General features: G+C 59.9%; 21 protein-coding genes. 14 read left to right on the forward strand and 7 right to left on the reverse strand.

Going from position 1 to position 25,488, the window contains the following annotated elements; genetic code table 11:
* Window positions 1–13 precede the first annotated feature (13 nt).
* On the reverse strand, window positions 14–1,552 hold the full coding sequence (locus BBF93_RS04950) for an acyl-CoA synthetase (protein ID WP_114105184.1): 1,539 nt from the start codon (window positions 1,550–1,552) through the stop codon (window positions 14–16).
* Window positions 1,553–1,689: 137 nt separating this feature from the next.
* On the opposite strand from BBF93_RS04950, the gene BBF93_RS04955 reads away from it, so the two are divergent.
* The 5 genes from BBF93_RS04955 (at window position 1,690) to BBF93_RS04975 (ending at window position 9,393) form a co-directional block, all read left to right on the forward strand.
* The gene (locus BBF93_RS04955; RefSeq protein ID WP_114105185.1) at window positions 1,690–2,487 is read left to right on the forward strand and encodes a FadR/GntR family transcriptional regulator; all 798 of its coding nucleotides are present in this window, start codon (window positions 1,690–1,692) and stop codon (window positions 2,485–2,487) included.
* Between the two features lie 38 nt (window positions 2,488–2,525).
* Window positions 2,526–4,055 carry a class I adenylate-forming enzyme family protein gene (locus BBF93_RS04960; RefSeq protein WP_114105186.1) on the forward strand — a complete coding sequence of 510 codons (1,530 nt, stop codon included), beginning with the start codon at window positions 2,526–2,528 and terminating at the stop codon, window positions 4,053–4,055.
* Window positions 4,056–4,406: 351 nt separating this feature from the next.
* Complete coding sequence (locus BBF93_RS04965) at window positions 4,407–6,692, forward strand: TonB-dependent receptor (RefSeq protein WP_162786415.1); 2,286 nt, start codon at window positions 4,407–4,409, stop codon at window positions 6,690–6,692.
* Window positions 6,693–6,756: 64 nt separating this feature from the next.
* Entirely contained in the window at window positions 6,757–8,088 is a 1,332-nt protein-coding gene (locus tag BBF93_RS04970) for an MFS transporter (RefSeq protein ID WP_114105188.1), read from the forward strand.
* Between the two features lie 141 nt (window positions 8,089–8,229).
* Entirely contained in the window at window positions 8,230–9,393 is a 1,164-nt protein-coding gene (locus BBF93_RS04975; protein WP_114105189.1) for an acyl-CoA dehydrogenase family protein, read from the forward strand.
* Here the strand turns inward: BBF93_RS04975 and BBF93_RS04980 are convergent.
* Window positions 9,390–9,821 (reverse strand): nuclear transport factor 2 family protein, encoded by a 432-nt coding sequence (locus BBF93_RS04980; protein WP_162786416.1) that lies wholly within the window; start codon window positions 9,819–9,821, stop codon window positions 9,390–9,392. The genes BBF93_RS04975 and BBF93_RS04980 overlap by 4 nt on opposite strands.
* Window positions 9,822–9,910: 89 nt before the next feature.
* Between BBF93_RS04980 and BBF93_RS04985 the strand changes: the two genes are divergently transcribed.
* Complete coding sequence (locus BBF93_RS04985; protein WP_114105191.1) at window positions 9,911–10,792, forward strand: SDR family oxidoreductase; 882 nt, start codon at window positions 9,911–9,913, stop codon at window positions 10,790–10,792.
* The gene (locus BBF93_RS04990) at window positions 10,789–11,391 is read left to right on the forward strand and encodes an SDR family oxidoreductase (protein WP_114105192.1); all 603 of its coding nucleotides are present in this window, start codon (window positions 10,789–10,791) and stop codon (window positions 11,389–11,391) included. Before BBF93_RS04985 ends, BBF93_RS04990 begins: the two co-directional genes overlap by 4 nt.
* On the opposite strand, the gene BBF93_RS04995 is transcribed toward BBF93_RS04990, so the two are convergent.
* Genes BBF93_RS04995 through BBF93_RS05010 form a run of 4 tightly spaced genes read right to left on the reverse strand, consistent with a single transcriptional unit; the run spans window position 11,355 to window position 15,222 of the window.
* Complete coding sequence (locus BBF93_RS04995; protein ID WP_114105193.1) at window positions 11,355–11,726, reverse strand: hypothetical protein; 372 nt, start codon at window positions 11,724–11,726, stop codon at window positions 11,355–11,357. The two genes, BBF93_RS04990 and BBF93_RS04995, sit on opposite strands and share 37 nt — an antisense overlap.
* A gap of 22 nt (window positions 11,727–11,748) precedes the next feature.
* Entirely contained in the window at window positions 11,749–12,534 is a 786-nt protein-coding gene (locus BBF93_RS05000) for an SDR family oxidoreductase (RefSeq protein ID WP_114105194.1), read from the reverse strand.
* A gap of 19 nt (window positions 12,535–12,553) precedes the next feature.
* Window positions 12,554–14,011, reverse strand: coding sequence for an aldehyde dehydrogenase (locus BBF93_RS05005; protein WP_114105195.1), 1,458 nt, complete (start codon window positions 14,009–14,011; stop codon window positions 12,554–12,556).
* 17 nt (window positions 14,012–14,028) lie between these two features.
* A complete protein-coding gene (locus BBF93_RS05010; RefSeq protein ID WP_162786417.1) occupies window positions 14,029–15,222 on the reverse strand; it encodes a cytochrome P450 in 1,194 nt (397 codons plus the stop codon).
* An 84-nt stretch (window positions 15,223–15,306) separates the two neighbouring features.
* Here BBF93_RS05010 and BBF93_RS05015 point away from each other — a divergent pair, with 84 nt between their 5' ends.
* From BBF93_RS05015 to BBF93_RS05045, 7 genes are all read left to right on the forward strand, one after another.
* Complete coding sequence (locus BBF93_RS05015) at window positions 15,307–15,870, forward strand: TetR/AcrR family transcriptional regulator (RefSeq protein ID WP_114105197.1); 564 nt, start codon at window positions 15,307–15,309, stop codon at window positions 15,868–15,870.
* A gap of 104 nt (window positions 15,871–15,974) precedes the next feature.
* Complete coding sequence (locus tag BBF93_RS05020; RefSeq protein WP_114105198.1) at window positions 15,975–17,471, forward strand: class I adenylate-forming enzyme family protein; 1,497 nt, start codon at window positions 15,975–15,977, stop codon at window positions 17,469–17,471.
* A 26-nt stretch (window positions 17,472–17,497) separates the two neighbouring features.
* On the forward strand, window positions 17,498–18,283 hold the full coding sequence (locus BBF93_RS05025) for an SDR family oxidoreductase (protein ID WP_114105199.1): 786 nt from the start codon (window positions 17,498–17,500) through the stop codon (window positions 18,281–18,283).
* 119 nt (window positions 18,284–18,402) lie between these two features.
* Entirely contained in the window at window positions 18,403–19,299 is an 897-nt protein-coding gene (locus BBF93_RS05030; RefSeq protein WP_162786418.1) for a DUF2889 domain-containing protein, read from the forward strand.
* A 90-nt stretch (window positions 19,300–19,389) separates the two neighbouring features.
* Complete coding sequence (locus BBF93_RS05035; protein ID WP_162786419.1) at window positions 19,390–21,747, forward strand: TonB-dependent receptor; 2,358 nt, start codon at window positions 19,390–19,392, stop codon at window positions 21,745–21,747.
* Between the two features lie 77 nt (window positions 21,748–21,824).
* A complete protein-coding gene (locus BBF93_RS05040) occupies window positions 21,825–23,015 on the forward strand; it encodes a phosphotransferase (RefSeq protein ID WP_114105202.1) in 1,191 nt (396 codons plus the stop codon).
* Window positions 23,015–24,277 (forward strand): MFS transporter, encoded by a 1,263-nt coding sequence (locus BBF93_RS05045; RefSeq protein WP_114105203.1) that lies wholly within the window; start codon window positions 23,015–23,017, stop codon window positions 24,275–24,277. Before BBF93_RS05040 ends, BBF93_RS05045 begins: the two co-directional genes overlap by 1 nt.
* A 78-nt stretch (window positions 24,278–24,355) precedes the next feature.
* Here the strand turns inward: BBF93_RS05045 and BBF93_RS05050 are convergent, their stop codons facing one another.
* The gene (locus tag BBF93_RS05050; RefSeq protein ID WP_162786420.1) at window positions 24,356–25,462 is read right to left on the reverse strand and encodes an amidohydrolase family protein; all 1,107 of its coding nucleotides are present in this window, start codon (window positions 25,460–25,462) and stop codon (window positions 24,356–24,358) included.
* Between the last annotated feature and the right edge of the window lie 26 nt (window positions 25,463–25,488).

A 25,488-nucleotide genomic window follows, 5' to 3' on the forward strand; every position in this document is an offset into this window, starting at 1 on the left:
GCAGCCCGTCTGGTCAGGTGGTTGGCCAGTAACGCGCCCGGATTTCGCGTTTGTAGAGTTTGCCATTATCGCCCCGCGGCAGGTTCATTTCGAAGTCCACACTCCGGGGACATTTGACAGGCGACAGTTTGGCGCGACACCAGGCGATAAGCTCGGCGGCAAATTCAGGCGTGGCCGCATTCGGGTCAACGGGCTGCACAACCGCCTTCACCTCTTCACCCATTTCGGCATGGGGCACGCCGATCACGGCAGCGTCCATCACACCAGGGTGTGACAGGAGGATGTTTTCCGTCTCCTGAGGATAGATGTTCACGCCGCCGGAAATGATCATGAAGCTTTTCCGGTCAGTAAGGAACAGATAGCCATCTGCGTCCATATAGCCGATATCGCCCAGGGTAGACCAGCCAGGATTCCGGGGATGGCGCGCGTCTCGTGTTTTCTGCGGGTCGTTGTGATACTGAAAGTCCGCACCGCCTTCGAAATAGACGATCCCTGTCTGGCCGGCAGGAAGTTCGCGGCCCGATTCATCGCAGATATGCAGGATACCCATGCTGGCACGCCCGACAGAGCCAGGTTTCTTCAGCCACTCTTCAGATGTGATATTGGTCGCTCCATTGCCTTCCGAGCCACCGTAATACTCAAGGATAATAGGCCCCAGCCAGTCAATCATCTGGCGCTTTATGTCGATCGGGCAGGGCGCTGCAGCATGGATCAATGTCTGAAGCGATGAGAGGTCGTACTTAAGGCGCTCTGCATCAGGCAGGCGCAACATCCGCACGAACATTGTGGGCACCATCTGGCTGATCGTGACTTTGTAGGTTTCAATTGCCGCCAGCGCTTTGGATGGATCAAACTTTTCCATCATGACAACACTTGCGCCAATACGGTGGCAGGATGTTGAGAAGGCGAGCGGCGCCGTATGGTAGAGAGGCGCGGGCGAGAGATAAACCGAATCCGGACCAAGACCGTATGCCGTTCGCATCCTTTCGGCTAGGGGATGCGGATCCGTCGCTGCCCCGGTTCCCAGGGGCTGGCGCACACCTTTTGGCCGTCCGGTCGTGCCCGAAGAGTAGACCATGTGAAACCCGGGCGCTTCATCCGGAATAGGGGATTCTGGCTCAGCGGAAAGGCAGGTCTGCCAGAGGGGCACGCCGTCCCAGCCGTCGTCAGTCTGGATCAGCGAAACACTCGCTGGCAGGACGGTCCCCCGCAGGAGGTCAGATGCGCTCCGGACACTCGAACTCGAAATCAACGCTTTGGCCCCGCTGTCAGCCACGATGTAACCCGCCTCATCTGCCGTCAGCGTGGTCGACAGCGGCGCGATGTATAGCCCTGCGCGTTGCGCTGCCCAGTAAACTTCAAAATACGCCGTGATGTTTGGCAGCCATACCGCAACCGTGTCACCTGACTTCAGACCAAGGCGCCTGAACAGATGAGCGCCTTGATTGGCTGCTGTTTCCAGAGCACTGTAAGAGATGTATTCACCAGTTTCAGCCACGATAACGGCTGCTTTCTGGGGTGTCAGGGCGGCGTGCGTGCGAGGATGGGACATATGAATGTTTCCGAAAAGGATTATGGTAACCTTCAACTGAAGATGTTATACTAGGTTTACTATATAGTGGTATCTCACCCGTATAAAGCCGGGAATTCTCGTTTGCGGCATGATCGGAGATTAATTTGAGCAGGGGAATGATGACTCGCGAGCCCGCCGACAACAGCGTGGCTGCCCAGCCGCGCATCCGCACGCCCAAGACATCAGAAGTGGTGGCTGATCAGATCAGAGGGCAGATTGTCCGCGGCGAGCTGACAGAAGGAGATACTCTGCCTCCGGAAGGCCAGCTTATGGAAACGCTGGGTGTTTCCAGGCCGACCCTGCGCGAAGCGTTCCGGATACTGGAGGCTGAGAAGCTCATTTCGGTTACACGCGGATCGCGCTCAGGCGCGCAGGTCCACAAACCTAAGGAAGCTGTCGCCTCCCGATATGCCGGTTATGTGCTTCAGTCACAGGGCACCACGATTGCTGACCTCTATGCCTCCCAGATGGCGCTGGAGCCTTACGTGGTGCGAACGCTCTGCCGGATGAAAAACAATGCCGAAGTCGTAAAGGCACTCAACGCCCATGTTGATTATCTGCTGACGCTGGTCGAACGCTCCAAACTCGAAGCATTCACACGCGGCGTCGCTGACTTCCATCTGCTTCTGGTCAAGCTGACAGGGAACAACACGCTTACCTTCGTCAATCACATCATCAATGATCTGATGATCAACCATAAACAGGGTGTGATGCGCCGCGATGCGATTGATGCCGAGGAGCGCAAGCGGAGACTGCTGGGCGGTATGAAGTCCTACCGTAAGCTGATCAAGCTGATCGAGGCGCGCGAGGAAGAAGCAGCGGTTGCCCACTGGCGCCTTCACCTGAAGAACGCCCATGCCCGCTGGGCCGGCCCCGGCGAGGGTGAGCGCATCGTGGACTCGCTCAATACCTGACAGGGTTCAGAACCAGTTGACAGTTATGGGGGTGGCCGATGGTCCAGCAAGGCTTTTATGAGGCATTCAAGTCAGCCGAAAGGATGTCGCCTGAAGCTTTGTTTGTTGCCCATTCCAGAACCTATCCCGAAACGATGCGGCTCGCTGAAATTGTCCGGCAGGGCGAAGCGGTCGGCCAGAGTCTGATCGGCCTCGGAATCAGGCCCGGCGATGTCGTCGGGGGGATGCTTCCGCCGTGGTCACAGTGGCTAACCTTGATGGTCGGCGCCGCCTATGCCGGGGCCGTCTTCATGCCCATCGTGACGTTCTACAAGGAAAAAGAACTTCAGTTCATTCTTCGTCAATCGCGGGCTCGTATTGTCGTGACGCCGGACAGTTATCGCGGTGTCAACTATAAAACACTCGTCGATGCCTCCGTCGATCCGGGTGACAGGCCTTTGCACGTGGTCGTAGGCGCGCCCGTAGAAGGGACCATCGCTTTTCAGGCATTGCTGACCCCGGAGCGGCGTCCGGGGCCTTCCGCGGTTACCGCGGACGCCTTCTCTTTCCTTGTGTTTACATCAGGAACGACTGCCAATCCTAAGGGCGTTATGCATTCCGGCGGGACTCTTCTCTCGGAGATCGCGGCGCAGGCAAACTGGCGGGGAGACACCGGATCTGAAATCAACCTTTCGCCATGGCCGCCCGGACACGTTGCCGGGGCTTTGCAACTTCTCAGATTTCTGGCGCTCGGGACGCCGGTTGTCGCCATGGATGAATGGAATGCCGATGAGGCTGCGCGTCTGATCGAACGTTACCGGATCACCGGATCTTCCGGCACCCCCTATCATATGGCCGGTCTGCTGGACGCCGCCGAAAGCGGTGGTCATGACCTCTCCAGCCTGAAACACTACGTGCTTGGCGCCGCGCCGGTTCCGGCCAGCGTCGTGCAGCGTTGCGTGGATTACGGGATCAGTGTGGTACATGCTTACGGGTCAAGCGAACATCCCACCGTTACTATGGGCGCGCCCGACGATCCGCTCGACGCCCGGCTCAATACCGAAGGCCGTATCATGCCCGGATCCGAGATCCTGATCGTGGATGATCAGGACCAACCCGTCGCCCGTGGAGATGGCGAGATCCTGACGCGCGGGCCGGAACTTTTTCTCGGATATCTGGATGCGGAACTGAATGCGGCCGCCTTCACACAGGACGGCTGGTACCGGACCGGTGATATCGGTTTCCTCGATGATGAGGGGTTCCTGCATATCACTGACCGGAAGAAAGACATCATTATTCGCGGGGGTGAGAATATCTCCTCACGCGAAGTCGAGGATGCGATCCGGACCATTCCCGGCGTGACGGACGCGGCAGCCGTTGCCGTGAAGGATGAGCGTCTCGGAGAGCGGGTCAAGGTGTTCATCGAAGGGCGGGACCTGACGCTGGATGAAATCAGCCGCCACTTTCTGGGCCTCGGAATTGCGAAACAGAAGATACCGGAATTCATTGAGCGGGTCGATGCGTTGCCGAGAAACGCAACCGGCAAGGTCCTCAAGCCGCTGCTTCGGTCGTGGACGCACACAGGCTGAAAACCTAACGTTCACCGCAAGGGACGGGCCATGCAGCGGGTTGAGTCTGCAGTCAGCCATCGCAGGAATGCGCCTTGGGAAGCAGCCTGTTTCAGGTCGTGTCTCTGACGCGAGGCCTGGTTTCCGATAGCATGCCTTCCGGCTACTGACGCCCGCGTCGGGGCTCTTTCATCGTTTTGTCAGGTGGCATGCGTGCCCGGGTTTCACGCGGAAGCGGAAATATCGTTTCAACCTCATTCCGACTTGTACAACTATGTACAACAGGTAATATATCTTCTGCGGCAATAACAATCATAAACTGCCGTGATTTGACGGGCGTCTGATCAATGACGCTCCAGGGAGGAGATGATGATGAGTGCCAGATCGCCGGGTATCCGTTCAGTGTTGATGAGTTCATGCGCTTTCATGGGCGCGGCAGCCTTTCTCTTTGTTTCAGCCGCCGATGCGCAGGAGGCCGGGACGGAGGAAGTTCCTGTGGCGGGCGTTCAGACAGATGAGGTGAGCCGTCTGGGAACGATTGTCGTAACCGCGCAGAAACGTGAAGAGAACCTGCAGGATGTGCCGGTTGCCGTGACCGCCTTCTCGTCCGACATGATCGAACAGCTCGGCTTCGAACAGATCAATCAGGTTGCGTGGCAAACCCCGAACTTCACCGTCACAGGGCTGCAGGGTGAGGGCGGGGGTGGGTCTACCAATGCCTGGCTCAGCCTGCGCGGGATCAGTTTCGTTGATTTTTCCAATGTGAATGATGGTCCCGTTGCTCTTTATATTGATGAGGTTTTCCAGCCTGCCCAGGGCGCCGCGCTCAGCCAGTTGTTTGATGTGGAGCGGGTCGAAGTGCTCAAAGGGCCTCAAGGCACCTTGTTCGGGCGCAATACTACAGCGGGCCTCGTCCACTTTATTTCGCGGGAGCCCGGCGATGAGCTGAACGGTTACCTGACCGCTCAGGCCGGATCATTCGATAAGCGTGTCATCGAAGGTGCCGTGGGAGGCCCGGTTGCGTCCGGGTTGCGGATGAGAGTGGCCGCCCGCTATAGCGAAAACGGCGAGATGCAGTCCAACCCCATTACGGGGCAGGGGGGCTTTGGTGAATCGGAAGTGCTGTCCCTGCGCGGTACGCTTGCGGCCGATCTCTGGGAGGGGGGGGATGTCACCCTCCGTGCCAATCACACGCAGTCGCGCGGCACCAGCACAAGCCCTGTCTTCTTTGGTGTTCTGGCGGCCGGCGGCACCAGCCTCTGCGGCGTCGCTGACGTCGAGAGCGGTAGCTGCTTCACCCGGCGTGGCCTGCAGGTGCCCAGCCAGGCGTTCGAAGATGCGTATGCCGAGTTTCCGCTTCCCCTGAACTATGACAAGTCAGGCGTATCAGCGCAGGTCCGGCACGATTTCGGATGGGCAGACTTCACCTCGATCTCGAGCCTCGAGCAGTACGAAACGGTGACGCGTTACGCCACCACGCCAGGCCCTTACCTATCTACCGGAGGGTCAAGCTTTCTCGCGCCCTTTTTCAATGCGCAGACTGAAGCCCTCAGCCAGGAGTTCCGTCTCAGTGGCGATACAGAGGCAGCCAAATGGGTTCTGGGAGCTTATGCGTACAAGGATGAAAGAGAGATTGAAAACTTCACCGCTTTCGTCTCCTCGGTCTTTCCGGGAAACGAGCTCAATCTGGGCAGCGGGCAGGGCCAGGTCGACACCAGCGCCTGGGCAGTCTTTGCTCAGGTGGATACCGAACTGACCGACAAGCTCTCCCTGATCGTGGGGGGCAGGTACACGGATGAAGAGCGCACGCTTGAAAGAATGGTCACGCGTGCCGGGGCTTCGATTGCCGGCCCGGAAGTGTCCTCCTTCAGCGATTTTTCCGGGGATATTACCCTGAATTTCAAACCCGCCGACAGCATACTGACATATGTGAAACTCTCGCGCGGTTTCAAAAGTGGCGGGTTTGCAGCCAATGCAACCAGCCTCGCCGCGCGCGGTCCTGCCGATGCCGAAAGGCTGACGGCTTGGGAGGCAGGATGGAAATCAGACCTCTTGGGAAACCGTCTGCGGCTTAATGGGGCAGTTTTCCACTACGATTTTCAGGGTCTTCAGGCCAATGCCGGAACATCGGACCAGCAGGGTAACATCGTTGTCGACTTCCTTAATGCCGGCGACGCAACCGTTACCGGTGCTGAAATCGAGCTGACAGCCGTGCCCACAGATGCGGTTTATCTTTCCATGGGGCTTGGGCTTCTCGATTCTGAAATCGAATCCGACCTCATATTCGATGGCAGCAATGTGGACGGAAACAGCCTGCCAGGCGCACCTGAGCTCAATGCGAATGTGCTGGTTCGCTACAGCTTCCCGCAGATCAGCCTCGGCGCATTCGATCTTCAGTTTGATGCCAGGTACCAGTCAGAAACCAGTCTCAACATCGATGCCAACCCTTATGAACTCCAGGAAGCGTATGGCATTGCCAATCTCCGCCTTCTCTGGACTTCACCGGACGGCGCATTCAACGGGCAGGTCTTCGTCGAAAATCTCAACGATGAAACCTATTACACCAACAAGTTCTATGCGCCCGGACTCTTTGACGTGGTATTCGCCCAACGAAACCTCCCGCGCACCTGGGGTGTCCGGCTGGGCTATGAGTTCTGAGCCGCCTCGCAGGCAGGAACCGATCTGACGAAAAAGACAACTGACCTGGAAATGGGAGTGAACGATGGTTCCGGTGCCGGAGAAAGACGAAATCGAGACCGGCGCCGAGCCAGCCTTCCCATCCGCGCTTCTCGCCTGGTCGAGTGTGGCGATCCTCCTGGTGATGGGGATCAATGCCTTTCTGGACCGGCAGATCGTGGCCCTCCTTGTGGACGCGATCAAGCTTGACCTCGGCGTAACCGATTTCCAGGTCAGCCTGCTTCAGGGCCTGGCTTTCGGTATACTCTATGCTACCGCCGGTTTGCCCCTTGGCTATGCGGTTGACCGGTTTTCAAGGCGCTGGGTGATATTCTGGGGCGTCTTCGCCTGGTCGATCTGTGCCGTCCTGTGCGGATTGTCCGAGACCTACGGCGCCCTTCTGGCAGCAAGAGTTGGAGTCGGGCTCGGGGAAGCTGCCCTCGGCCCGGCCGCCTATTCGATTCTCAGTGACCTGTTTCCAAAGAAACGCCTCGCTCTGGCCCTGTCGGTATACTCCATTGGTTCGCTGCTGGGGGCGTCTGTTGCCTACATTGTGGGTGGCGCCGTGATTTCCTGGGCCGCATCCGGAGGCAGCCTTCCACTCCTCCCGGATCTGGAGGTCTGGCAGATTGCGTTCGTCGTCACCGGGCTGCCGGGTGTGCTGATCGCTTTCCTCGTGTTTGCGATGCCCGAACCCAAAAGGCGCCATACTCTGGTCGCGGAAGGGGCGCCCTTCAGAGCTGTTTTTTCCTTCATGTCGGCCAATGCGCGGTTCCTGACCTGCCTTATTCTCGGGTCGGCATGCATGATGATCTGTGCCTATGCCGGATTGTCCTGGACGGCAGTGATCCTGCACCGGGTTTATGGCTGGTCAATCGGGACAGTCGGGCTGGCGCTTGGCCTGTGGTCGGCGCTCCTGGGAGTATCCGGACTGCTGTTCAATGGCGCCGTGGTGGACGGTCTCTATTCGAGAGGCGTCAGGGATGCCCACCTTCGATACTATGTATACGGATTTACCGTGATTGCCTTGTCTGCGCCGGTTGTTCTGGTGATGCCATTTGGCGCGATCGGCTTCCTTCTGGCGATGGCGCCTATAAAAATACTGGGCAACTTCATCGGTGTGTCGGCCGCCGCGCTTCAGATTGTTACGCCTGCTGAATTGCGGGGCAGAATGTCGGCGGTCTTCATCGCTGCAATTTCGATCACGGGCCTGACCATCGGACCCTCCTTTCCGGCATTTCTGACAGACTTCGTCTTCCAGGACGAGTTGGCAGTAAAAAAATCTCTTGTGATGACGTATCTGACATTTGCGCCCATCGGCGCAGGTCTCTTTTATTTCGGAATGAAACCGTTCAGGGCTTTGTCGGCAGAATCCTGAATGCCGTAACGGTTCGCAGAGCTGACCATACCGGCCAGCTTGCTGACGGAAGCTTTGGGTTGAGATATATAACTAGGTGTGCTTTGGTTGGGGCGGTGGACCGTTACGGTCCAGACAACTTTATTCCGGAGACGCCCGCCCATGCCGACGCTCAAACTGCCCGATCCGGCTTTTATGCAGGACGAGGAAATCAAGATGTTCGCGGCGGGCGCTGAAAAATACTTCACCCGCGCCGCTCCGCCTGAACGGGTGGCGCAATGGGTGGCCGACGGACAGGTCGAAAGACGTTTCTGGACCGAAGTCGGTGAGGCCGGATTTCTCGGCGTCAGCCTGCCGGAAGCCTATGGCGGGCCCGGCGGAGACTTCCGCCATGACATTGTCCTTTGCGAACTGTGTGCGCGCCTTGGGCTTGAGGGCTTTGCGATCACGCTGCACAATGTGATCGTTGCACCCTACATCGCGCTGCACGGCACCGAAGACCAGAAGCGTCGCTGGCTGCCCAAGCTGATTTCGGGCGAGCGTGTCTGCGCTATCGCCATGAGCGAGCCTGGAGCCGGCTCCGATCTTCAGGCAATCCGGACTACTGCGTTGCGCGATGGCAACGGCTACCGGATCAACGGATCAAAGACCTTCATTTCCAACGGGCAGATCGCTGACTTCATCGTCGTTGTTGCAAAGACCGATCCATCCAGGGGCGCACGTGGCGTATCGCTGCTCATCGTGGAGACCGATCAGGTGGAAGGGTTCCGGCGCGGCAACAAGCTGGACAAGATCGGGCATGAGGCGCAGGACACTTCCGAGCTCTTCTTCGACAATGTCTTCGTGCCGGCTGACAATCTTCTCGGCGCAGAGGAGGGCAAAGGCTTCTTCCAGCTGATGGCTGAACTGCCGCGCGAACGCCTGATCATTGCCGTCAACTCCGTCATTGCCATGGAGAAGGCGATCAACTGGACGATTGACTATACGAAGGAGCGTAAGGCTTTCGGCCAGTCTGTCTTCGAATTCCAGAATACGCAGTTTCAGCTTGCCGCCTGCAAGGCCAAGGCGGTCGTGGCACGAACCTTCATCAATGACTGTATCCAGAAAGCCATCGACGGGACCCTCGACAACGATACCTCTGCCATTGCCAAGATGTGGGTGACTGACACCGAATGGGAAATCATGGATGCCTGTCTGCAGCTTCATGGCGGGTATGGCTATGTCAACGATTATCCCATTGCCAAACAGTGGAAGAATTCGCGCATTCAGAGGATCTATGGCGGATCGAATGAAATCATGAAGGTCCTGATCGCACGGGGACTCTAATGGCGGGCCTCAAATCTTCGAAAGAGGGAGCCTGGCGACTGCCAGTCGATCCGGACGTGCCGGCGGGCGATGCGCCAGCCGTCATCAAGACGGACGAAGCGGTCGGCATAGACGCCGATATGATCGAGGCCGGCATCCGAACAGACCTGGAAATAGGTCCGGCCCGTCGCCGTTTCATCTGTTTCGAATTCGATCAGAGACGAGGTCAGATGATGACGTACAAGCGTCAGCGACGGGTTGCGTGGGCCACTGCTCAGGGTGCGGAAAATTTCGGCTGGGCCTTTCGCGCTGGCCCCCGGAAATTCAAGCACGCCGTCCGGCGCAAAACACGCGGCAAGACCGTCAAGTTTGCCGCGATCGCCGTTGATGGTGTAGCTCGCGATGAGATCGGCAATGGCCATGCGTTCGGAAAAGTGAGTATCGGTCATGCGGTCAGTCTCGTTGAATATCTGACGCCGGGAAGATGGCATGAGGCTCGCTTCAGACGCAAGGGACTATCGGCGAGAGGGAACAGTAAATGACAAACCAGAGACGAGAGCGGATCGTCGAGCCGCCGGATTTTGACCGGCCTTTCCTGCCCGAGGCCGTATTTTCCGACGATATTGTCCTGGTCACGGGGGGCAGCTCGGGAATGGGACGGGGCATGGCGCTTGCCTTCGCTCAGGGCGGCGCAAAGCTCGCCATCGTTGGCCGGGATATTCAGAAGGCCCGCGCTGTCGCCGCCGAAATCGAGGCGATGGGCGAAACGGCGCTGGCCATCGCCGCAGATGTGCGCGACGCGGCCCAGGTGTCTGCAGCGTTCGACGCGGCTGAAGCAGCGCTTGGGCCTGTCAGCATCCTCGCTAACAATGCGGGCGGGAACTTCCCGGCTCTCGCCGAAGCGCTCTCCACAAATGCGTGGAATGCCATCACGCAGATTGCGATCGACGGAACGTTTCTCTGCTCGTCCGAGTTTGCGCGGCGGAGGATGGCGAGCGCCTTACCGGGCGCGATCGTAAATAACAGCGCGCAATACATCTGGACCGGCTTTCCCGGTGACGCGCATTCTGCTGCCGCCAAGGCAGCAGTCGCCACCCTGACCCGGGCTCTGGCGAGCGACTGGCGGGCGAGCGGTATTCGCGTGAACTGTGTGGCAGCCGGCTTCTTTCCGCATGCCGCCTCGACCAATGGGGAGGATCCTGAGGCGGTTGAGAAACTGGGCCGCATGATACCGGCGGGGCGCACCGGGCGAATGCAGGAATTCGGCTGGGCCGGAGCCTTTCTGTGTTCGCCTTTCGCCTCTGCAATCACAGGCCAGGTCATCATGATTGATGGCGGTGAGAACCTGCGCCGCGCCTTGTTGTCTCCTGACTTCGTGCCACCGAACCATCGCGCCAATATCTGGGGGTATTCCCAATGAGCCGGACCGTTCCGAGCTGGCTGGCAGACCCGGTGGCAATTGTCATCGGCGAAGGAGAAGGCCTGGAGGCCGTCGCGCACGAACTGGCGGCGGCGGGCGCCACGATTGCACGTGGGCCGGTCGTGGCCAGCCGGGCCGAAGCCGCAGCGGCCATAGAGGCGGCGAGCGCGGCGGCGCGGGACCCGGTGACGCTGCTGGTTCACACTGTATCAGCCCTTGTCAGAACACGCGCCGATCAGCTGGATCCGGCCGCCTGGCGTGCCGGATTGCAGGCGAGCCTTGACAGCCGGTTCTTCTACGCAGCGGAACTTGCGCAAAGTCTTATGGCGCAGGGCAAGCCCGGTACGATCCTCTTCCTCGACTTGCCCGAAGAGGCGGGCGGCGCAGTGCAGGCAGCAGCTTCGGGCGCGCTTTGTAATCTGACGAAGACGCTGGCCGTGGAATGGGCCCGAGATGGAATCCGGGTCAATACAATAGCCAGCCGCGTTGTCGCAGGTGGCACCAAAGCCGAACTGCGGTCCCTCGGCGCGCTCGCGGCCTATCTTGTGAGCGATTTCGCAGCCTATATCACGGGCTGCGTCATGGGTATCGATGACTGAGTGCGGCGTTTCCCGAGCAAGAATGACGCAGCGTCCCGCGCCGTGAACGTGGCGATAAGCATATAACCAAACGTGAATACGCCGCCCGTAAGTACTGACAGTGCGGCGAAGGGCGCTCCCGTCAGAAACCGTTTTTCACGCCAGGAGATCCAGCCTGCCATGAGGACAAGGTGCAGGATCAGATCAAAGTTGAACTGGCCGCGCCAGGGATGGGCAAGATCGGCGAAGAACACGTCTCCGGCCGTGTCCGCTCCCAGGCCCGTGATGGCTCGCACCGACATGATCAGCATGGCGATCCAGCCAGCCAAAAGAGCTGCACGCAGTATCCAGACCATTGGTTACCTCATTTTCTCAGTTTCAGGGGCGAATGATCCAGCCGCCATCAACGTGCAGAACCTGGCCCGTGATCCAGTCGCCAGCCGGTGAGCAAAGCAGCAGGAGCGGTCCGACGAGTTCATCCGGCTGTCCGCGCATGCGCATCGCAATCGAGGCTTCCAGCGCCTTCACGAACGGCGAGCTGTCGGGTGTCAGCAGAGCGCCGGCATCTGACATCGTATTGCCGGGCGCGATGGCATTGACGTTGATCTTCTGGCTGCCAAGTTCCCGGGCCAGCGTGGTCGTGAGGCCGACCAGTGCAATCTTGGTGATACCATAAACCGTGGACGGAGGATATGCGCCCCCCGAGACCTGGTTGATGATTTTCCCGCCGCCGCGCCTTGCCATCAAAGGCACGACGGCCTGGGAGCAGTGGAGCGCGCCAGTCACGTTGACGGCGAAGGCGCGGTTCCACTGTTCCGTGGTGTGCTGGATTGCCGGTGTCGCCACGATCTCCACCATCAGCGCCGCATTGTTTACGAGGATGTCGACCCCGCCGAACTGCTTTTCAGCCGCTGCAACCATTGCTTCGACAGAGGCGGGGTCCGTGATGTCGGTCTGCACGCCGGCCGCTTGCCCGCCCGACTGGATGATCTCGTTGGCGACACTGACAGCGCCGTCCTTGTTGATGTCGGCAACGATGACGGCTGCGCCCGCCGCTGCCAGGCCGAGCGCGTAGGCGCGGCCGATGGAGTTGCCGCGCCCGCCGGCGCCGGTGACGATGGCGACTTTTCCGTCAAGGCGGAACTGGTCGATGGAGAAGGTCATGGGTCTTGGGTTTCCTGGCTCAGGCGATGGATACGGTTTTGTAGCGGAGGAACTCGTCGATTCCGGCGCGTCCGCCTTCCTTGCCGAAGCCCGAAAGGCCGAGGCCCCCGAACGGGGTGTGCGGATTGATCTGCACGGCGCCGTTGACATAAACGCCGCCCGCCTTCAGCCGCTCCGCAACGCGGTGGATGCGTTTGATGTCATTCGACTGGATATAGGCGGCAAGACCGTACTCTGTGTCATTGGCCAGCGCTACAGCTTCATCCTCTGACTCGAACCTGAAGACGAGCAGGACCGGTCCGAAGATCTCGATCTGGGCGATTTCGCTTTTAGGGTCGACATCGGCGATAATGGTCGGCTCGATGAAATTACCGCCCGCCAGCGGTCCGCCACAGCGGCCCCCTCCCAACAGAATCCGGCCGGCCTTCGCCGCTTTGGCGCGGTCCAGCATTCCGGCAATCCGGTCGCTGGCAGCTCGGTTGATGACGGGCCCGACCGCCACCCCCGGTTCGAAGGGATCACCGACTTTGTACTGGGAGGCAATTGCCACAAGCTTGGCGCAGACCTTCTCATAGATATCGTTGTGGACGAGCAGGCGCGTCGGCAGCGCGCAGCCCTGGCCAGCCATGACACCAATCGACCACTGAATGGCCCGCGCGCATGCCGCGTCGATGTCGGCGTCCGGGAACATGAGGCTGGCGGACTTGCCGCCGAGCTCCATGACCGACGGCTTGATGTTTTCGGCGCAGGCCGCCATGATTTTGCGCGCCGCGATCGGACCGCCGGTAAAGCTCACCTTCTCGATCTTCGGATGTTTTACGAGTGCTTCGCCTGCCTCAATCCCGCCGGGAACGATCGACAGGACCCCGTCGGGGATGCCCGCTTCCCTGGCAAGACGGGCATAGAGGTCAGGTGCGAAGGGGGTGATTTCTGCCGGCTTGACGACGACACAATTGCCCGCCGCCAGAGCCGGAGCCACCTTCATGGAGAGGGAGATGAGGGGGCCGTTCCAGGTAATAATGATGCCGACGACGCCCAGCGGCTCGGGGACGGAATAGGAAAACTCGCCGCGCGTGTCATAGGTCGAATAGAGATCTCCGTCGAGCTTGTCGCACCAGCCCGCATAGTACTTCGTCCACTGGACCGAGAGCATGGCCATGCCCATGCCGGAGGGCAGAGGCGTGCCGCCATCCTTCGCCGCAAGAGCGGCAAATTCTTCTTTGTGCTGATCGATCAGATCGGCAAACCGGTTGAGTATATCGCGGCGGTGCTCTGGGCGCGTGGTGCGCCAGGCTTTGAATGCCTCCGCTGCCTTCTCTACCGTTTCATTCATCTCGGCTATGCCAGCCAGCGGAATGTCCGCCTGCTTTTCTCCGGTCACCGGGTTGAGGTGAGCAAAGGTCCCGCCGCTTCCCTTCGAGCGGCCATCCTGACCGATCCAGATCTTGACGTCAGGCAACTTCATGTCTGTGACCATGATTTCCTCCAGGAGTTTTAGGCAGGCAACCGGAGCCAGAGCTCGGGGATTCCCATCACCGCGCCGCCGCGGGGCGCCGCAGCCTTGCGGGACGGGTCGATCTCGAAATCGGGAAACACCTCCAGCCACCGGCGGTAGAGGGTTTCAAGCTCCATCTTTGCGAGATGGCGGCCAAGGCAGGTATGTCCGCCCGTGCCGAATGCAAAATGGGTTCGCTTTTCCCGGTCAAGGTCGACGGAGAGAGCGTCGGGATTGAGCGTCTCGTCGAGCCCGGCAAGCGCGATAAGGCAAAGGATCATGTCGCCGGCTTTCAGGCTGACCCCGCCGAGCTCGGTGTCCTGCGTGACCTGTCGGGGCAGCGTCGGAAACGTGTAGCGGCGCAGGAGTTCTTCAACCGCGTCAGGTATCCTGTCAGGGTTGTCCCTCAACCTTGCGCGGAGGGCCCCGTCGCGCGCGAGGTGGCGGATCCCGAACGTCATGGCATTGGTGACCGTGTCGAGGCCGGCGAGGAAGAGCAGGAAGCCGATCGACATGAGCTCTTCAAAAGTCAGCTTCCGGCCCTGGAAATCGGCTTCGATCAGCTTGCTGAGGATATCATCCTTCGGCTCAGCCATGCGGGCCGTGATGAGCTGCTGAAGCTCGCCCATGATCTGCATCGCATAGTTCTGGCGCTGCGCCGGGTCGCTTGAGCGGAACATGCCGTCCACGAGCGAGCGGAAATCATCGGCGCGTTCCAGTGGAAACCCGGCGAACTCCATGAATACGTATACCGGCAGGCGAGAGGCGACCACCTCAACGAAGTCACACTCCGCTTTGCCCTCCAGGTCTGCCAGCAACGTATCGGTCCAGAAGTTCACCCGCGCCTGGAGATGAGCGATCCGTGACTTCTCGAAATACTCCATCATCAGACGGCGATAGAGAAGGTGTTCCGGGGGATCGAGCGATTCCGGGATCATCCGGGGCGCGTCTTCACGTGGCGGGATCTGCAGCTGTCTGCTGGAGTAAATTGCAGGTGTCTTGAGGACGCTTACCATCAGGTCAGTGTCCGAGACGATCCAGTGGCCGCCATGCGCAGGTGTCCAGAATATCGGCGGCGCATCCTGCCTCAGCCTCAGCAGTCCATCATGGATATCTTCTGAGATCAGAGGATCATTGTGATAGTCGAAAGGATAAACCCGGTCTGCCGGGACATGCGCCGGAACTTCAGCCATTACCATCTGGTTTCCTCTCCCACAGTTTTTTGCTAAGTAAATCGGGATTTACTTGCGAGTCAACACACATATATAACCAGGTGCATGATCGACACGTCTGAGGTCAGGAAACGGAATGCAGAGCGCACGAGGCAGGCCATCCTCGCGGCGGCTCAGGACGTGTTCTCCACAACGCCCTATGGCGAAGCCTCACTGAAGGAGATTACGCGTCGGGCCGGAGCCAATCCGGCGCTTGTCAGCCGCTATTTCGGATCCAAGGAAAAACTGTTCGAGGCAGCGCTGAGTGGCGCGCTGGACGCAGGCATGCTCACGTCCGCGCCGCGTGAGCGGTTCGGAGAGGCGATCGCAGAGCTGTTCACCACCCCCTCTCAGACCAGGATCAATCCTCTGCCCATGCTGATCTTTGCGGCAGCCAACCAGGAAACGCAGTCCATTGCCGTCGCGCTCCTCCACCGGAAGATCATGCAGCCCCTGGAGAGATGGATCGGCGGGACGGATGCTGCCGCACGTGCAGCCGAGATCATGGCCGTCTCCACAGGCTTCTTCACATTCCAGATGATCCTGCCCCTCCGGCCATTTCAGGGGCGCGTCGACGAGGGCGTGCGTTTGTGGCTCGCCCGGTCGCTGCAGGCCGTCATCGACGGGTGATGTGGGTTATTGTTTGGGCGTGCTTGCCAAAACCGTTGTTAATGTAATACCTAGTTATATAGGTGGGGTCGGCGGTCGGGTGCCGGCACAGGCAGGGTCCAAGTATGGCAACGATCTCTGAAAAGCTTCGCGCGGTGATGACGCTGGATCCTGAGGCGCCTGTGATCGACCACAATGAGACCTGGTATTCCTGGGCGCAGTTAAAATCGCGCGTCGATGACATCTCTGCGATCCTCTCTGAATACAACGTGCCGGCTGGCGGACGTGTCGGCGTCTTCCTGCACAACCGGCCCGGACACATCGCGGCGATTCTGGCCGTGCTGGCGACGGACCGCTGCCTGGTAACGCTTAATCCGATCTATCCGGACGCCGTTCTTGCGGGAGACGTTGAGGCGCTCGGCGCGCCGGTTGTCATCGGCGAACCCTCAGACCTCTCCCGGCCCGCGATTGCCGGTGCATTGGCGCGAACGTCTCCCTTGATCATCGAGATTGCAGCAGATCTGAGCTCGGCAGTTCAAAGAGGCGAGATGGCGGAGAAGCCCTTCGAGCGTCCTGTCGCAGATGGCATCGCGATCGAAATGCTCACCAGCGGCACCACGGGTAAGCCAAAGCGCGTACCGCTGTCCCGGGCGGCGTTCGATGCCAGCTTTGCAGCCGTCGCTGTCTATGAGGGCACACGGAAGGCGGGCGATCCTGCGAAACTGCGCGAGAGTGCGACACTGATCATCAATCCGGTCACCCATATCGGCGGGATCTACGGCGTGATCGGCGCACTCATGGCGGGCCGCCGGATCTGTCTTGTCGAGCGCTTCTCGGTCGAGACGTGGGCGCGCGCCGTCGTTCGTCACCGGCCGAAAGTCGCGCCGGGTGTGCCCTCTGCGCTCCGAATGATCCTTGAGGCGAATCTGCCCGCCGACACCTTCTCCAGCCTGTCGGCAATCATCAGCGGAACCGCGCCGCTCGATCCGGCAATCGTCGATGAATTCCTCGCGCGTTACGACCTTCCCATCCTTGGCAATTATGGGGCAACCGAATTTGCCGGCGCGGTTGCGGGCTGGTCTCTGAAAGATTTTCGTCTGCACTGGAAGGACAAGCGCGGCGCTGCGGGCCGCCTTCATCATGATGTGACAGCCCGGGTTGTCGACCCCGAAACAGGTGACCCCCTGCCGCCTGGCTCCGAGGGATTGCTGGAGCTCAAGGCGCCGCAGATCGGCGACTCCGGGACATGGCGCCGGACGACTGACCGGGCGGTCCTTGACGAAGATAATTTTCTCTTCATCCGGGGGCGGGCTGACAACGCGATCGTCCGAGGCGGGTTCAAGGTTCACCCGGACGATGTTGTTCGCCAGATCGAGCAACACAATTCGGTTCGCGAGGCAGCAGTCGTCGGCATTCCGGACGCGCGTCTGGGAGAAGTACCGGCCGCCGCCATCATTCTGGCAGAGGGCGCAGAAATGCCAAGCGATGCGGAGTTCCGCGCGTTCCTGAAGGACCGGCTGCTTCCCTATCAGATCCCGGTTCGATTCCTTGAAGTCAAAGATGTGCCGCGTACGGCCTCGATGAAGCCCGCCGTCCTGCAGATCAGGCAGCTGTTCACTTAAGTCACAAGCCGTATCGGAGAAACACTTTGGAAATCACGCAGCAAACGTCAGCGATCATATCGGGCGGCGCCAGCGGTCTTGGCCTTGCAACCGCGAAGGCGCTTCGCGCCGCCGGGGCGAGAGTCGCGATCTTCGACATGAACGCTGAGCGCGGCGACGCTGTGGCGGGCGAAATAGGCGCTGTCTTCTGCAACGTCAACATCATGGACGAGCAAAGCTGTCTCGATGGATTCGCGCGCGCCCGGGCCGCCAACGGCCAGGAACGAATCTTCGTCGGCTGCGCCGGCGGCGGATCTTCGCGAAAGACCATCTCGCGAAACCGGGAGACCGGTGAGATCGTACGGTTTCCGACCGACGAATACCAGCGCAACGTGCTTTTGAACATGGTTGGCTCGTTTCGCTGCATCACAATGACGGCGGCGGGCATGGCCACGCTGGACCCGGTCAATGAAGACGGAGAGCGCGGCGTGATCACGCTGACGGCGTCTGTCGCCGCCCAGGATGGTCAGATGGGACAGGCCGCCTACGGATCGTCGAAGGCCGGTGTGAACGGCCTGGTCCTGCCTGTCGCCCGTGACCTCATGAGCGAGGGTATCCGGGTCAATTCCATCATGCCGGGCATCATGGCAACACCGCCGATGATGGGTGTCCCGGCAAAAGTCCTTGAGTCGCTGGCGGCGTCCGTTCCTTTTCCGAAACGGCTTGGAAAGCCTGAAGAATTTGCATCACTGGTGCTCGAGCTCATTCGCAATTCCTACTTCAATGGCCAGACGATCCGGCTTGACGGCGCGATCCGCATGGCGCCGCGCTGATGGCCGGATCCGGGCGGGCCCCTGACCGGCCAGCGGGCCATTTGCCTTTCCGGCGGCCGTATTCAATCCGCCGGACTTCAAGCATCGAGACGTCCTGGCCGGAAGGGCGGGGTGGACCGATGCGTATGCAGGGCCTCGCCCGGGATCTGGTCACAGGGTCTGCCCTGAATGAAAGCGCTGTTATCGGACAGGGATGGTTTGAACTCCTCGCCTCAGCGTCCCGGCAGATCCTTGCAATAAAATCCGACCCTCGTCTCAACGGGCTTGAAAGACTGGTCGGCGTGCGTGCGGGCGGGCAGTCGCGCGCCGCAATTGAGGCCCTGCTGTCGGTCAATGACCGCCTGGGGGAACCGCTCCACCTGCTGCTGGATGACTTTGCCGGGGCCAGCCTTGTCGCAGGATGGGCCTGGTCGAGATGGCCGGACGGCCGGGACCCGTCCCTGAAGCAGGGCGAGGCAAGGCCCCTTCCCAGAATGGAAGGCATCTGTGCCGGATTTCGGCCAGGGGCCTCTTCCCTCACAGAAGACGGACGCCCGCGCCAGGATATTCAGTCGAGCGCCTATGTTTCCCCCCTGACGCATCCTGACGATCCTGAAGGCTGGCATTCATCGGAGTTCCAGGAAGGTGCGGGCATGCGGCGGGCCCGCTGGATCGATGTCTGGCCTGAGGCCGATGGGATCCGTATCGAAGCCGGTTTTCAGGACAGCGCAACCGATCCCTCAGGAACCCGCGTCGCCATTCATGAGTATCTCGTCTCCGCGAAGGCCGATGCGCGAGGTGCACGCCTGGTTGCCCTCTCCGCGGATCCGCGGGTTCTGCCGTACAGAGAATGCCCCGCGGCGGCAGGGAATATAGACCGGCTGATCGGACGCCCGCTGATTTCCTTCCGGTCGGCCGTCCTGGCCGAACTTCCCGGCACGCTCGGATGTACGCATCTGAATGACGTCCTGCGCGCGCTGGCGGACGTTCCCCAGCTCTGGCTGATGCTGGAAAGTCACACTCGCAGACGGCATTAATCATTTTCCTGTCATATGCTTGTCAATCACAGTGCACCTAGTTATACAAGTGACGGGTGCCTCGTTACGAAGGCCCATGGGAGGAATAAAATGGCGAAAAAGCGACAGTATTCATGCCGATTCTTGGGCTTTCCTGACGCTCACGGTATTGGCAGTTTCAGCGTGCTCGGTGTGTCGATGGCCGCCCTCAGCGCGGCGCTGTTTGTCATGCCGGCCAGCGCGCAGGAGACAGAGGCAGAGGACGCGACCAACCGGCTGGGGACCGTGACGGTCACGGCCCGGAAGGTTGAGGAGAATCTGCAAGATGTTCCGGTCTCCGTGACGGCTTTTACCGGAGAGCTGCTTGCCGAAAAAGGCGTCGTGGAAGTCGCCGATATTGCGGCCTTCACACCAGGTTTCACCACGCGTGAGGCCAACAGCAATTCTACTGCACTGGTATTTTCCCTGCGCGGCCAGTTGCAGAACGATGTGCTTGCCACTCTGGATCCTTCCGTCGGAACCTATGTGGATGATGTCTACTGGGCGCGCGCCTACGGTCTCAATTTCAACCTGCTCGACATGGAGTCCGTGCAGGTTCTCAAAGGGCCGCAGGGAACTCTGTTCGGCCGGAACACGACGGGCGGCGCGCTGGTCTTCACTTCGGCCAAGCCCGACGCCTCGGCGATCAGTGGTAAAGGCTCTGTCACGCTCGGAAACCTCAACGCCCAGGTATATGAAGGCGTCCTCAACCTGCCGGTGGTGACCGACAGGATCGCCGTCCGCGCCGCCGTGCGCCAGTCCAATCGCGACGGCTACATCACCGATCTGATCAGTGGTGAGGAATACAACGACCGGGACATAACCAATGCGCGCCTGAAAGTCCTGATCGCCCCGCATGACGATGTGGAGCTCATCCTGAGTGCAGAGGTGTATGATGAAGACATGAACGGCCCGGGATACGGCACGATCTTCGGGACCGGCCTGACTGGAGCATTCCTTGCCGGGATCAGCCCGGTGCCGCCGGTCGGTCCGATCCCGGTTGCCGTGCCGGGCTATACAGACGTCGTTAATTCTTCTGGCGGTGACAGCGTGGCCCTGGATGGGGATCCCTTCCTCACTGCCACGGCCCAGACTTATAGCGGTGTTCTGAACTGGGATATCGGCCCGGGCACCCTGAAGCTGGTTGCCGGGGACCGCCGGATTTCCAGCCGGACCCGCACGGATCTCGACGGCTTTGCCTTTCCGGCTGGGGCGGGCGACTCGCTTCACATCACGACCACGGTGCTCGATCTCAGCCAGACATCCTTCGAGGCCCAGTATGCCGGGCAGGGAATGAATGATCGACTGCAATATGTCATGGGTGGAACCTGGTTCGAAGAGACTGGCTTTGATGCGACCCTTACCGATCTTCGGGTTGTGCCCAATCCTGTCATCCTGCGCTTCTTCGGAGATGTGGATACAAAAAGTATCGGTCTATATGGTCAGGGTACATACGACCTGACCGATCGCCTGCGCGCCACCGTCGGCCTGCGCTACTCTGAAGACGAGAAGGGGATAACCACCTTCAACGGGAATTCGATCGCCGGATCAGATGTGTTCGTCTCCTGTTCGGGAGGGCAGGCCCCGCCCAACTGTGCCGAGACCTATTCGGATACGTATGACGATCTGTCCTATACCTTCGGGCTGGACTTCAAGCCGACCGCAAACACCCTGGTTTATGGAAAGTTCAGCCATGGCTATCGGTCGGGCGGTCAGAACCTTCGTCTTAATGGCACGGCTGATCTCGATTTCGATCCGGAAACGGTTGATGAATTCGAAGCGGGCTTCAAAGGTGATCTGGCCGACAATCGCGTCCGGTTCAATGTCTCGGCCTTCACCAACAAGGTAAAGGACGCGCAACGCTCCATCATCGTGGTCGTCGGCTCCGGAAACGCGACGGTCGTCCAGAATGCGGCGGAAATGACAAATACCGGCCTTGAACTGGAAGCGACCGTTATTCCTGCGGAAGGCTGGACTCTGCAGGGCAGCGCCGCCGTCATTGACACAAGCTATGATGAATATGTCGATGCCGGGCAGGATGTATCGGACCGGCGGATTATTGGTGTCCCGGAATCCGAGTTTGCACTCGCCGCGACATATGAACGCCCGCTCTCCTTTGCCAAATTCATGGCGCGCATCGACTATGCCTGGCGTGACTCCTACTACAATAACGAGCTGGCGCCGAGTGCACCGGCGTCAACGCCTGCCTTGCAGGAGGCCATCACCGCGCCGGCGAGTGATGTCCTCAATGCCCGCCTCGGCCTGTCCTTCGAAAATGGCTGGGATGTCTCACTCTGGGGACGGAATATTCTGGACGACCGCTCAAAGCTGACCGGGCTTTACCTCGGAAACTTCGGATATGTGAGTGGACGCTTCCGCGAACCGGCAACTTATGGCGTCACGGCAAGTTATCGCTTTGGCGCGGAGTAATGCGCCCAAACCTCTCCTGGTAATCACCTCCGGGGCGGGACCTTCTGGTCCCGCCTCCTTTGTCTTTGAGGGAACCCATGCAACTGGACCGGTCCGACGCGCTCGTAGAATTTTCACTTGATGCCCTCGAGCAGGCCGACATGGCGCTTGCCCATGCTGACGGCCTCAAAATCAATGCGCCGTATACGGCAGAACAGGTCAGTTCCGGCTTCCTGGAGCAGGTTATCGCGGCGGGCGTGGAAGGGGCAAGGCTCACGAAGGCAGAAATCGTCGATGGCCATGACGGCATGACGGACCGCCGCCGCTGGAAGCTGACCTGGAATGAAGCAGGGCAGGGCGCTAAGCTGCCCGCTTATGCCTTCGCAAAAGCCACGCCCCGCGGGTCCTATCTTCGTGAAACGCTGGCGCTGCTGCACATGGCAGAGAATGAAATGCGCTTTTACACCCAGTTACAAAGCGAAGTGGCCCGTATCGCGCCCCGGGCCTACCATGCCGCCTACTATCCCGGCGGCCGCTTTCTGCTGATCATGGAGGATCTCGAAACACGCGGCCTGACACCCTACTGGGCCCACCATACCTGTTCAATCGAACATGCCGGGGCGGTCATGGACGCGCTCGCGCTTCTCCATGCCACATACTGGGATACAAACCGGTTTGCAGGCGACATGGCCTGGGTGCGTCCGCGTACAAAGAAGTTCGGACGCAAATGGCACCGCCAGTCTTATCTCGAGGCGCGGCGGCGGTATCTGGACATGGACCTTGGCAGATCCCTTCCCGATGAGCTGCGCCGCCTCCTGACCCTCTGGGGGGAAAATGATCTTGCCGTTTACGACTATTGGGAAACCCTGACGCCGACCGTGCTGCACGGGGACTCACATCTGGGGAATACCTTTGGCGCGCCCGATGGCAGTGCCGGTTTCTTTGACTGGCAGGTTATCTTCCGGGGGCATGGCCTGCGGGATGTTGCCTATTTCCTCATGTCTGCGCTTCCCGAGGCAATGCGGCAAACGCATGAAGTTGCCCTGATCACCCGATATCTCGACGGTCTGGAGGCCAGGGGGATTCGAATGGATCGGGCCCGGGCGGCGCGCGATTATGCATTGTTCGTCCTCGATCAGTGGGATGCCCACATGAAGGCATATGCCTTTGGCGGTTACGGCCATTTGCCCGAAGCCAGACTCCGAACGCGGGATACGCTTGCCGGCGCGCTGCAGGCGCATGGCGTGTCAGACCTCCTCGAACATGTTATCCGTAAAGGTACACTGTAATGGCTTCAGATGGCTTCGCTCTCAAGCGGCAGGTTTCGCTCTGGCTATTGGCACTGGTCGCCGTGGTCAACTATTTCGACCGGCAGGTGTTCACGGTACTGATGGAAGACATCAAGGCCGATCTGGTGATCAACGATACCGTTCTGGGTCTGATCAGTGGCCTGGTATTCGGGGTTATCTATGCGCTCGTGGCGCTCCCCATTGCCAGACTTGCGGATAAGGGAGACCGGCCCCTTGTCATCGGCGCGTGTCTGGGGCTCTGGAGCCTCGCGACGGCGGCCTGCGGCTTCGTTGGCAATGCCTGGCAGATGGCGATGGCCCGGATGACCGTGGCGGTCGGAGAATCCGGTTCCGGCCCGGCCTCAATGTCTCTGCTGACGGAGATCTTCCCGCCTGAGCGGCGGGTGCTGGTCATCGGCGTGATGCAGGCCGCCAGTTCGGTCGGGCTTTCGTTCGGCGTGATCGTGGCCGCATGGCTGGCGTCTTTCCTGCCCTGGAGAAGTGTGTTTCTGGTCATGGGTCTGCCGGGTGTCCTTCTCGCCATCATCGTTGCGATTTATGTATGGGAGCCGCGCCGGAAGGGCGGGAAGATCGGCTCTGGCCAGGCGCACCAGACAGTCCCGATTCTGCAGGCGCTGCGGATCATGTCCGCAATACCCGCGCTGCGCTGGGTGGGACTGCTGAGCATCGCCGTCCCGATGGCCGGATTTGGCTACCTGATGTGGGGCCCCTCTTTTCTCCAGCGTGTGCATGGATTCGAAAAATCGGAACTGGCGCTCCTCGGATATGCGATCCTGATCGGGCTTGTCGCCGGAAACCTGCTTGCCGGCTGGCTTGGCGACAAATACGGCAAGGACAATCCCAGATTCAATGGGTGGCTTTCGGCGGCGGGACTTCTGGCAGCCATTCCGTTCGCCCTCGGTTTTGCGCTGCTGCCCGATGCCCGCCTTGCGCTTGTCTGTTTCGTCGGACTCAAATTTTTCATGACGCTCTGGGTGCCACCGACCCTGGCTCTTGTATTCTCACTTGTGCCGGTTGAGATGCGCGCCACGATCAGCGCTGTCTTCAACCTGTTCATCATCCTGGCGGGGGTCGGTCTCGGCACCATGGTCGTTGGCGTCCTGAGTGATGCATACACCATCTCGTTCGGAGAAGAGGCGATCCGGTATTCGCTTGTGACAATGACCGCCGGCCTTGCGATCGGCGCCGTGGCCGCGGCCATGGCCGCACGGTCGGTGATGCGCGGGAAGGCAGCTCTGTGAATAAAAAAACGGCCCCGGCGTTACCGCCGGAGCCTGCAGGGTTAAGCGCTGCGTCGGAGGAGACGGGCAGGCGCTGGATCAAGCCGTGACAAGATCCGCCACGGCAGGATGGTCGAGCCGGAAGAGCCGCGCCGCATTGCCGCCCAGGATAAGGCGTTTTTCACGGTCCGTAATATCGATCCCGGCAAAGAGACCGTCGACAATGTCCTTCGATTTGGGGAATGTGCCCTCTGCGTGCGGATAGTCGGATGCCCACATATAGTTTTCTACCCCGATTTCCTTGCGGTGTGCGATGCAGGCCCGGTCATGCTGGAAAGACACAAAGACCTGCCGCTTGATGATTTCGCTCGGCATCATTGACAGTTTCGGGCGCACGAACATGTGGTGTGCGACATAAACTTCATCCATGCGCTCGGCGATGGCTGAAAGCCAGCTTGCGCCGCTCTCGATGAAGGCGACCCTGGCTTCTGGATTGCGATCAAGTACGCCGCCGGCCACGAGATACTGGCAAGAGTTGATCGCATCCGACATCTGGTTTGAATAGTTGATAACGGCCGCTCCGGGGCCACGCTCATGGACGACGGTCTCAAGGCCGGTACCAGTATGAAGCACAAAGACGATTCCCAGCTCGCCTCCGAGCGCAAAGACAGGGTCCCAGGCTTCGTCATTGTACTTGGGGATACCAGGCGGGGTGACCGCTGGCAGCATGGCAGCCGTGAAGCCAAGCTTTGCGAGGCGCTTCATTTCCTCAAGCGTGTTTGAGAAGTCCTGGACAGGCAGGACACCGCAGCGGACAAACCTGTCCAGATTTCCGGCGAAATAAGTGTTGTTCCAGTCATTGTAAACTTTGCAGGAGGCTGCTTCGGCCTCTGCATCGTCCAGACAATAGAGCCACAGACCAAGAGACGGGAAAACGATTTCGGCATTGATGCCGTCGAGTTCCATGTCGAGGATACGGCCGGGTATTTCCCGCACGCCCCGGCGCTCACGGTCGCCGAGTTCCTTTTCCCCCTTGGCGCCGACACGCAGCCTGTAGATCGTTTTGTCCTTTGTGCCCGTAATCAGGAAATCACCTTCCTTGCGGGCGTGGATGGCATGATCTTTCAGCGAGGCGGGCAGGCCATCCAGAAACAGGGTCGGCGGCTCAACCACGTGCGCGTCTGCGCTGAATACGAACGTCTGCATGAGAATTCTCCCTGTGTGCTGCATCG

This window comes from Hyphomonas sp. CACIAM 19H1, assembly GCF_003325995.1.
In the GTDB taxonomy this organism is placed as follows: domain Bacteria; phylum Pseudomonadota; class Alphaproteobacteria; order Caulobacterales; family Hyphomonadaceae; genus Hyphomonas; species Hyphomonas polymorpha.

What these genes read in the sequence shown, in the direction of transcription:
- BBF93_RS04950 (WP_114105184.1), bottom strand. Translation starts at nt 1,552, where the DNA reads ATGTCCCATCCTCGCACGCACGCCGCCCTGACACCCCAGAAAGCAGCC.
- BBF93_RS04955 (WP_114105185.1), top strand. Translation starts at nt 1,690, where the DNA reads ATGATGACTCGCGAGCCCGCCGACAACAGCGTGGCTGCCCAGCCGCGC.
- BBF93_RS04960 (WP_114105186.1), top strand. Translation starts at nt 2,526, where the DNA reads ATGGTCCAGCAAGGCTTTTATGAGGCATTCAAGTCAGCCGAAAGGATG.
- BBF93_RS04965 (WP_162786415.1), top strand. Translation starts at nt 4,407, where the DNA reads ATGAGTGCCAGATCGCCGGGTATCCGTTCAGTGTTGATGAGTTCATGC.
- BBF93_RS04970 (WP_114105188.1), top strand. Translation starts at nt 6,757, where the DNA reads ATGGTTCCGGTGCCGGAGAAAGACGAAATCGAGACCGGCGCCGAGCCA.
- BBF93_RS04975 (WP_114105189.1), top strand. Translation starts at nt 8,230, where the DNA reads ATGCCGACGCTCAAACTGCCCGATCCGGCTTTTATGCAGGACGAGGAA.
- BBF93_RS04980 (WP_162786416.1), bottom strand. Translation starts at nt 9,821, where the DNA reads ATGACCGATACTCACTTTTCCGAACGCATGGCCATTGCCGATCTCATC.
- BBF93_RS04985 (WP_114105191.1), top strand. Translation starts at nt 9,911, where the DNA reads ATGACAAACCAGAGACGAGAGCGGATCGTCGAGCCGCCGGATTTTGAC.
- BBF93_RS04990 (WP_114105192.1), top strand. Translation starts at nt 10,789, where the DNA reads ATGAGCCGGACCGTTCCGAGCTGGCTGGCAGACCCGGTGGCAATTGTC.
- BBF93_RS04995 (WP_114105193.1), bottom strand. Translation starts at nt 11,726, where the DNA reads ATGGTCTGGATACTGCGTGCAGCTCTTTTGGCTGGCTGGATCGCCATG.
- BBF93_RS05000 (WP_114105194.1), bottom strand. Translation starts at nt 12,534, where the DNA reads ATGACCTTCTCCATCGACCAGTTCCGCCTTGACGGAAAAGTCGCCATC.
- BBF93_RS05005 (WP_114105195.1), bottom strand. Translation starts at nt 14,011, where the DNA reads ATGGTCACAGACATGAAGTTGCCTGACGTCAAGATCTGGATCGGTCAG.
- BBF93_RS05010 (WP_162786417.1), bottom strand. Translation starts at nt 15,222, where the DNA reads ATGGCTGAAGTTCCGGCGCATGTCCCGGCAGACCGGGTTTATCCTTTC.
- BBF93_RS05015 (WP_114105197.1), top strand. Translation starts at nt 15,307, where the DNA reads ATGATCGACACGTCTGAGGTCAGGAAACGGAATGCAGAGCGCACGAGG.
- BBF93_RS05020 (WP_114105198.1), top strand. Translation starts at nt 15,975, where the DNA reads ATGGCAACGATCTCTGAAAAGCTTCGCGCGGTGATGACGCTGGATCCT.
- BBF93_RS05030 (WP_162786418.1), top strand. Translation starts at nt 18,403, where the DNA reads ATGCGTATGCAGGGCCTCGCCCGGGATCTGGTCACAGGGTCTGCCCTG.
- BBF93_RS05035 (WP_162786419.1), top strand. Translation starts at nt 19,390, where the DNA reads ATGGCGAAAAAGCGACAGTATTCATGCCGATTCTTGGGCTTTCCTGAC.
- BBF93_RS05040 (WP_114105202.1), top strand. Translation starts at nt 21,825, where the DNA reads ATGCAACTGGACCGGTCCGACGCGCTCGTAGAATTTTCACTTGATGCC.
- BBF93_RS05045 (WP_114105203.1), top strand. Translation starts at nt 23,015, where the DNA reads ATGGCTTCAGATGGCTTCGCTCTCAAGCGGCAGGTTTCGCTCTGGCTA.
- BBF93_RS05050 (WP_162786420.1), bottom strand. Translation starts at nt 25,462, where the DNA reads ATGCAGACGTTCGTATTCAGCGCAGACGCGCACGTGGTTGAGCCGCCG.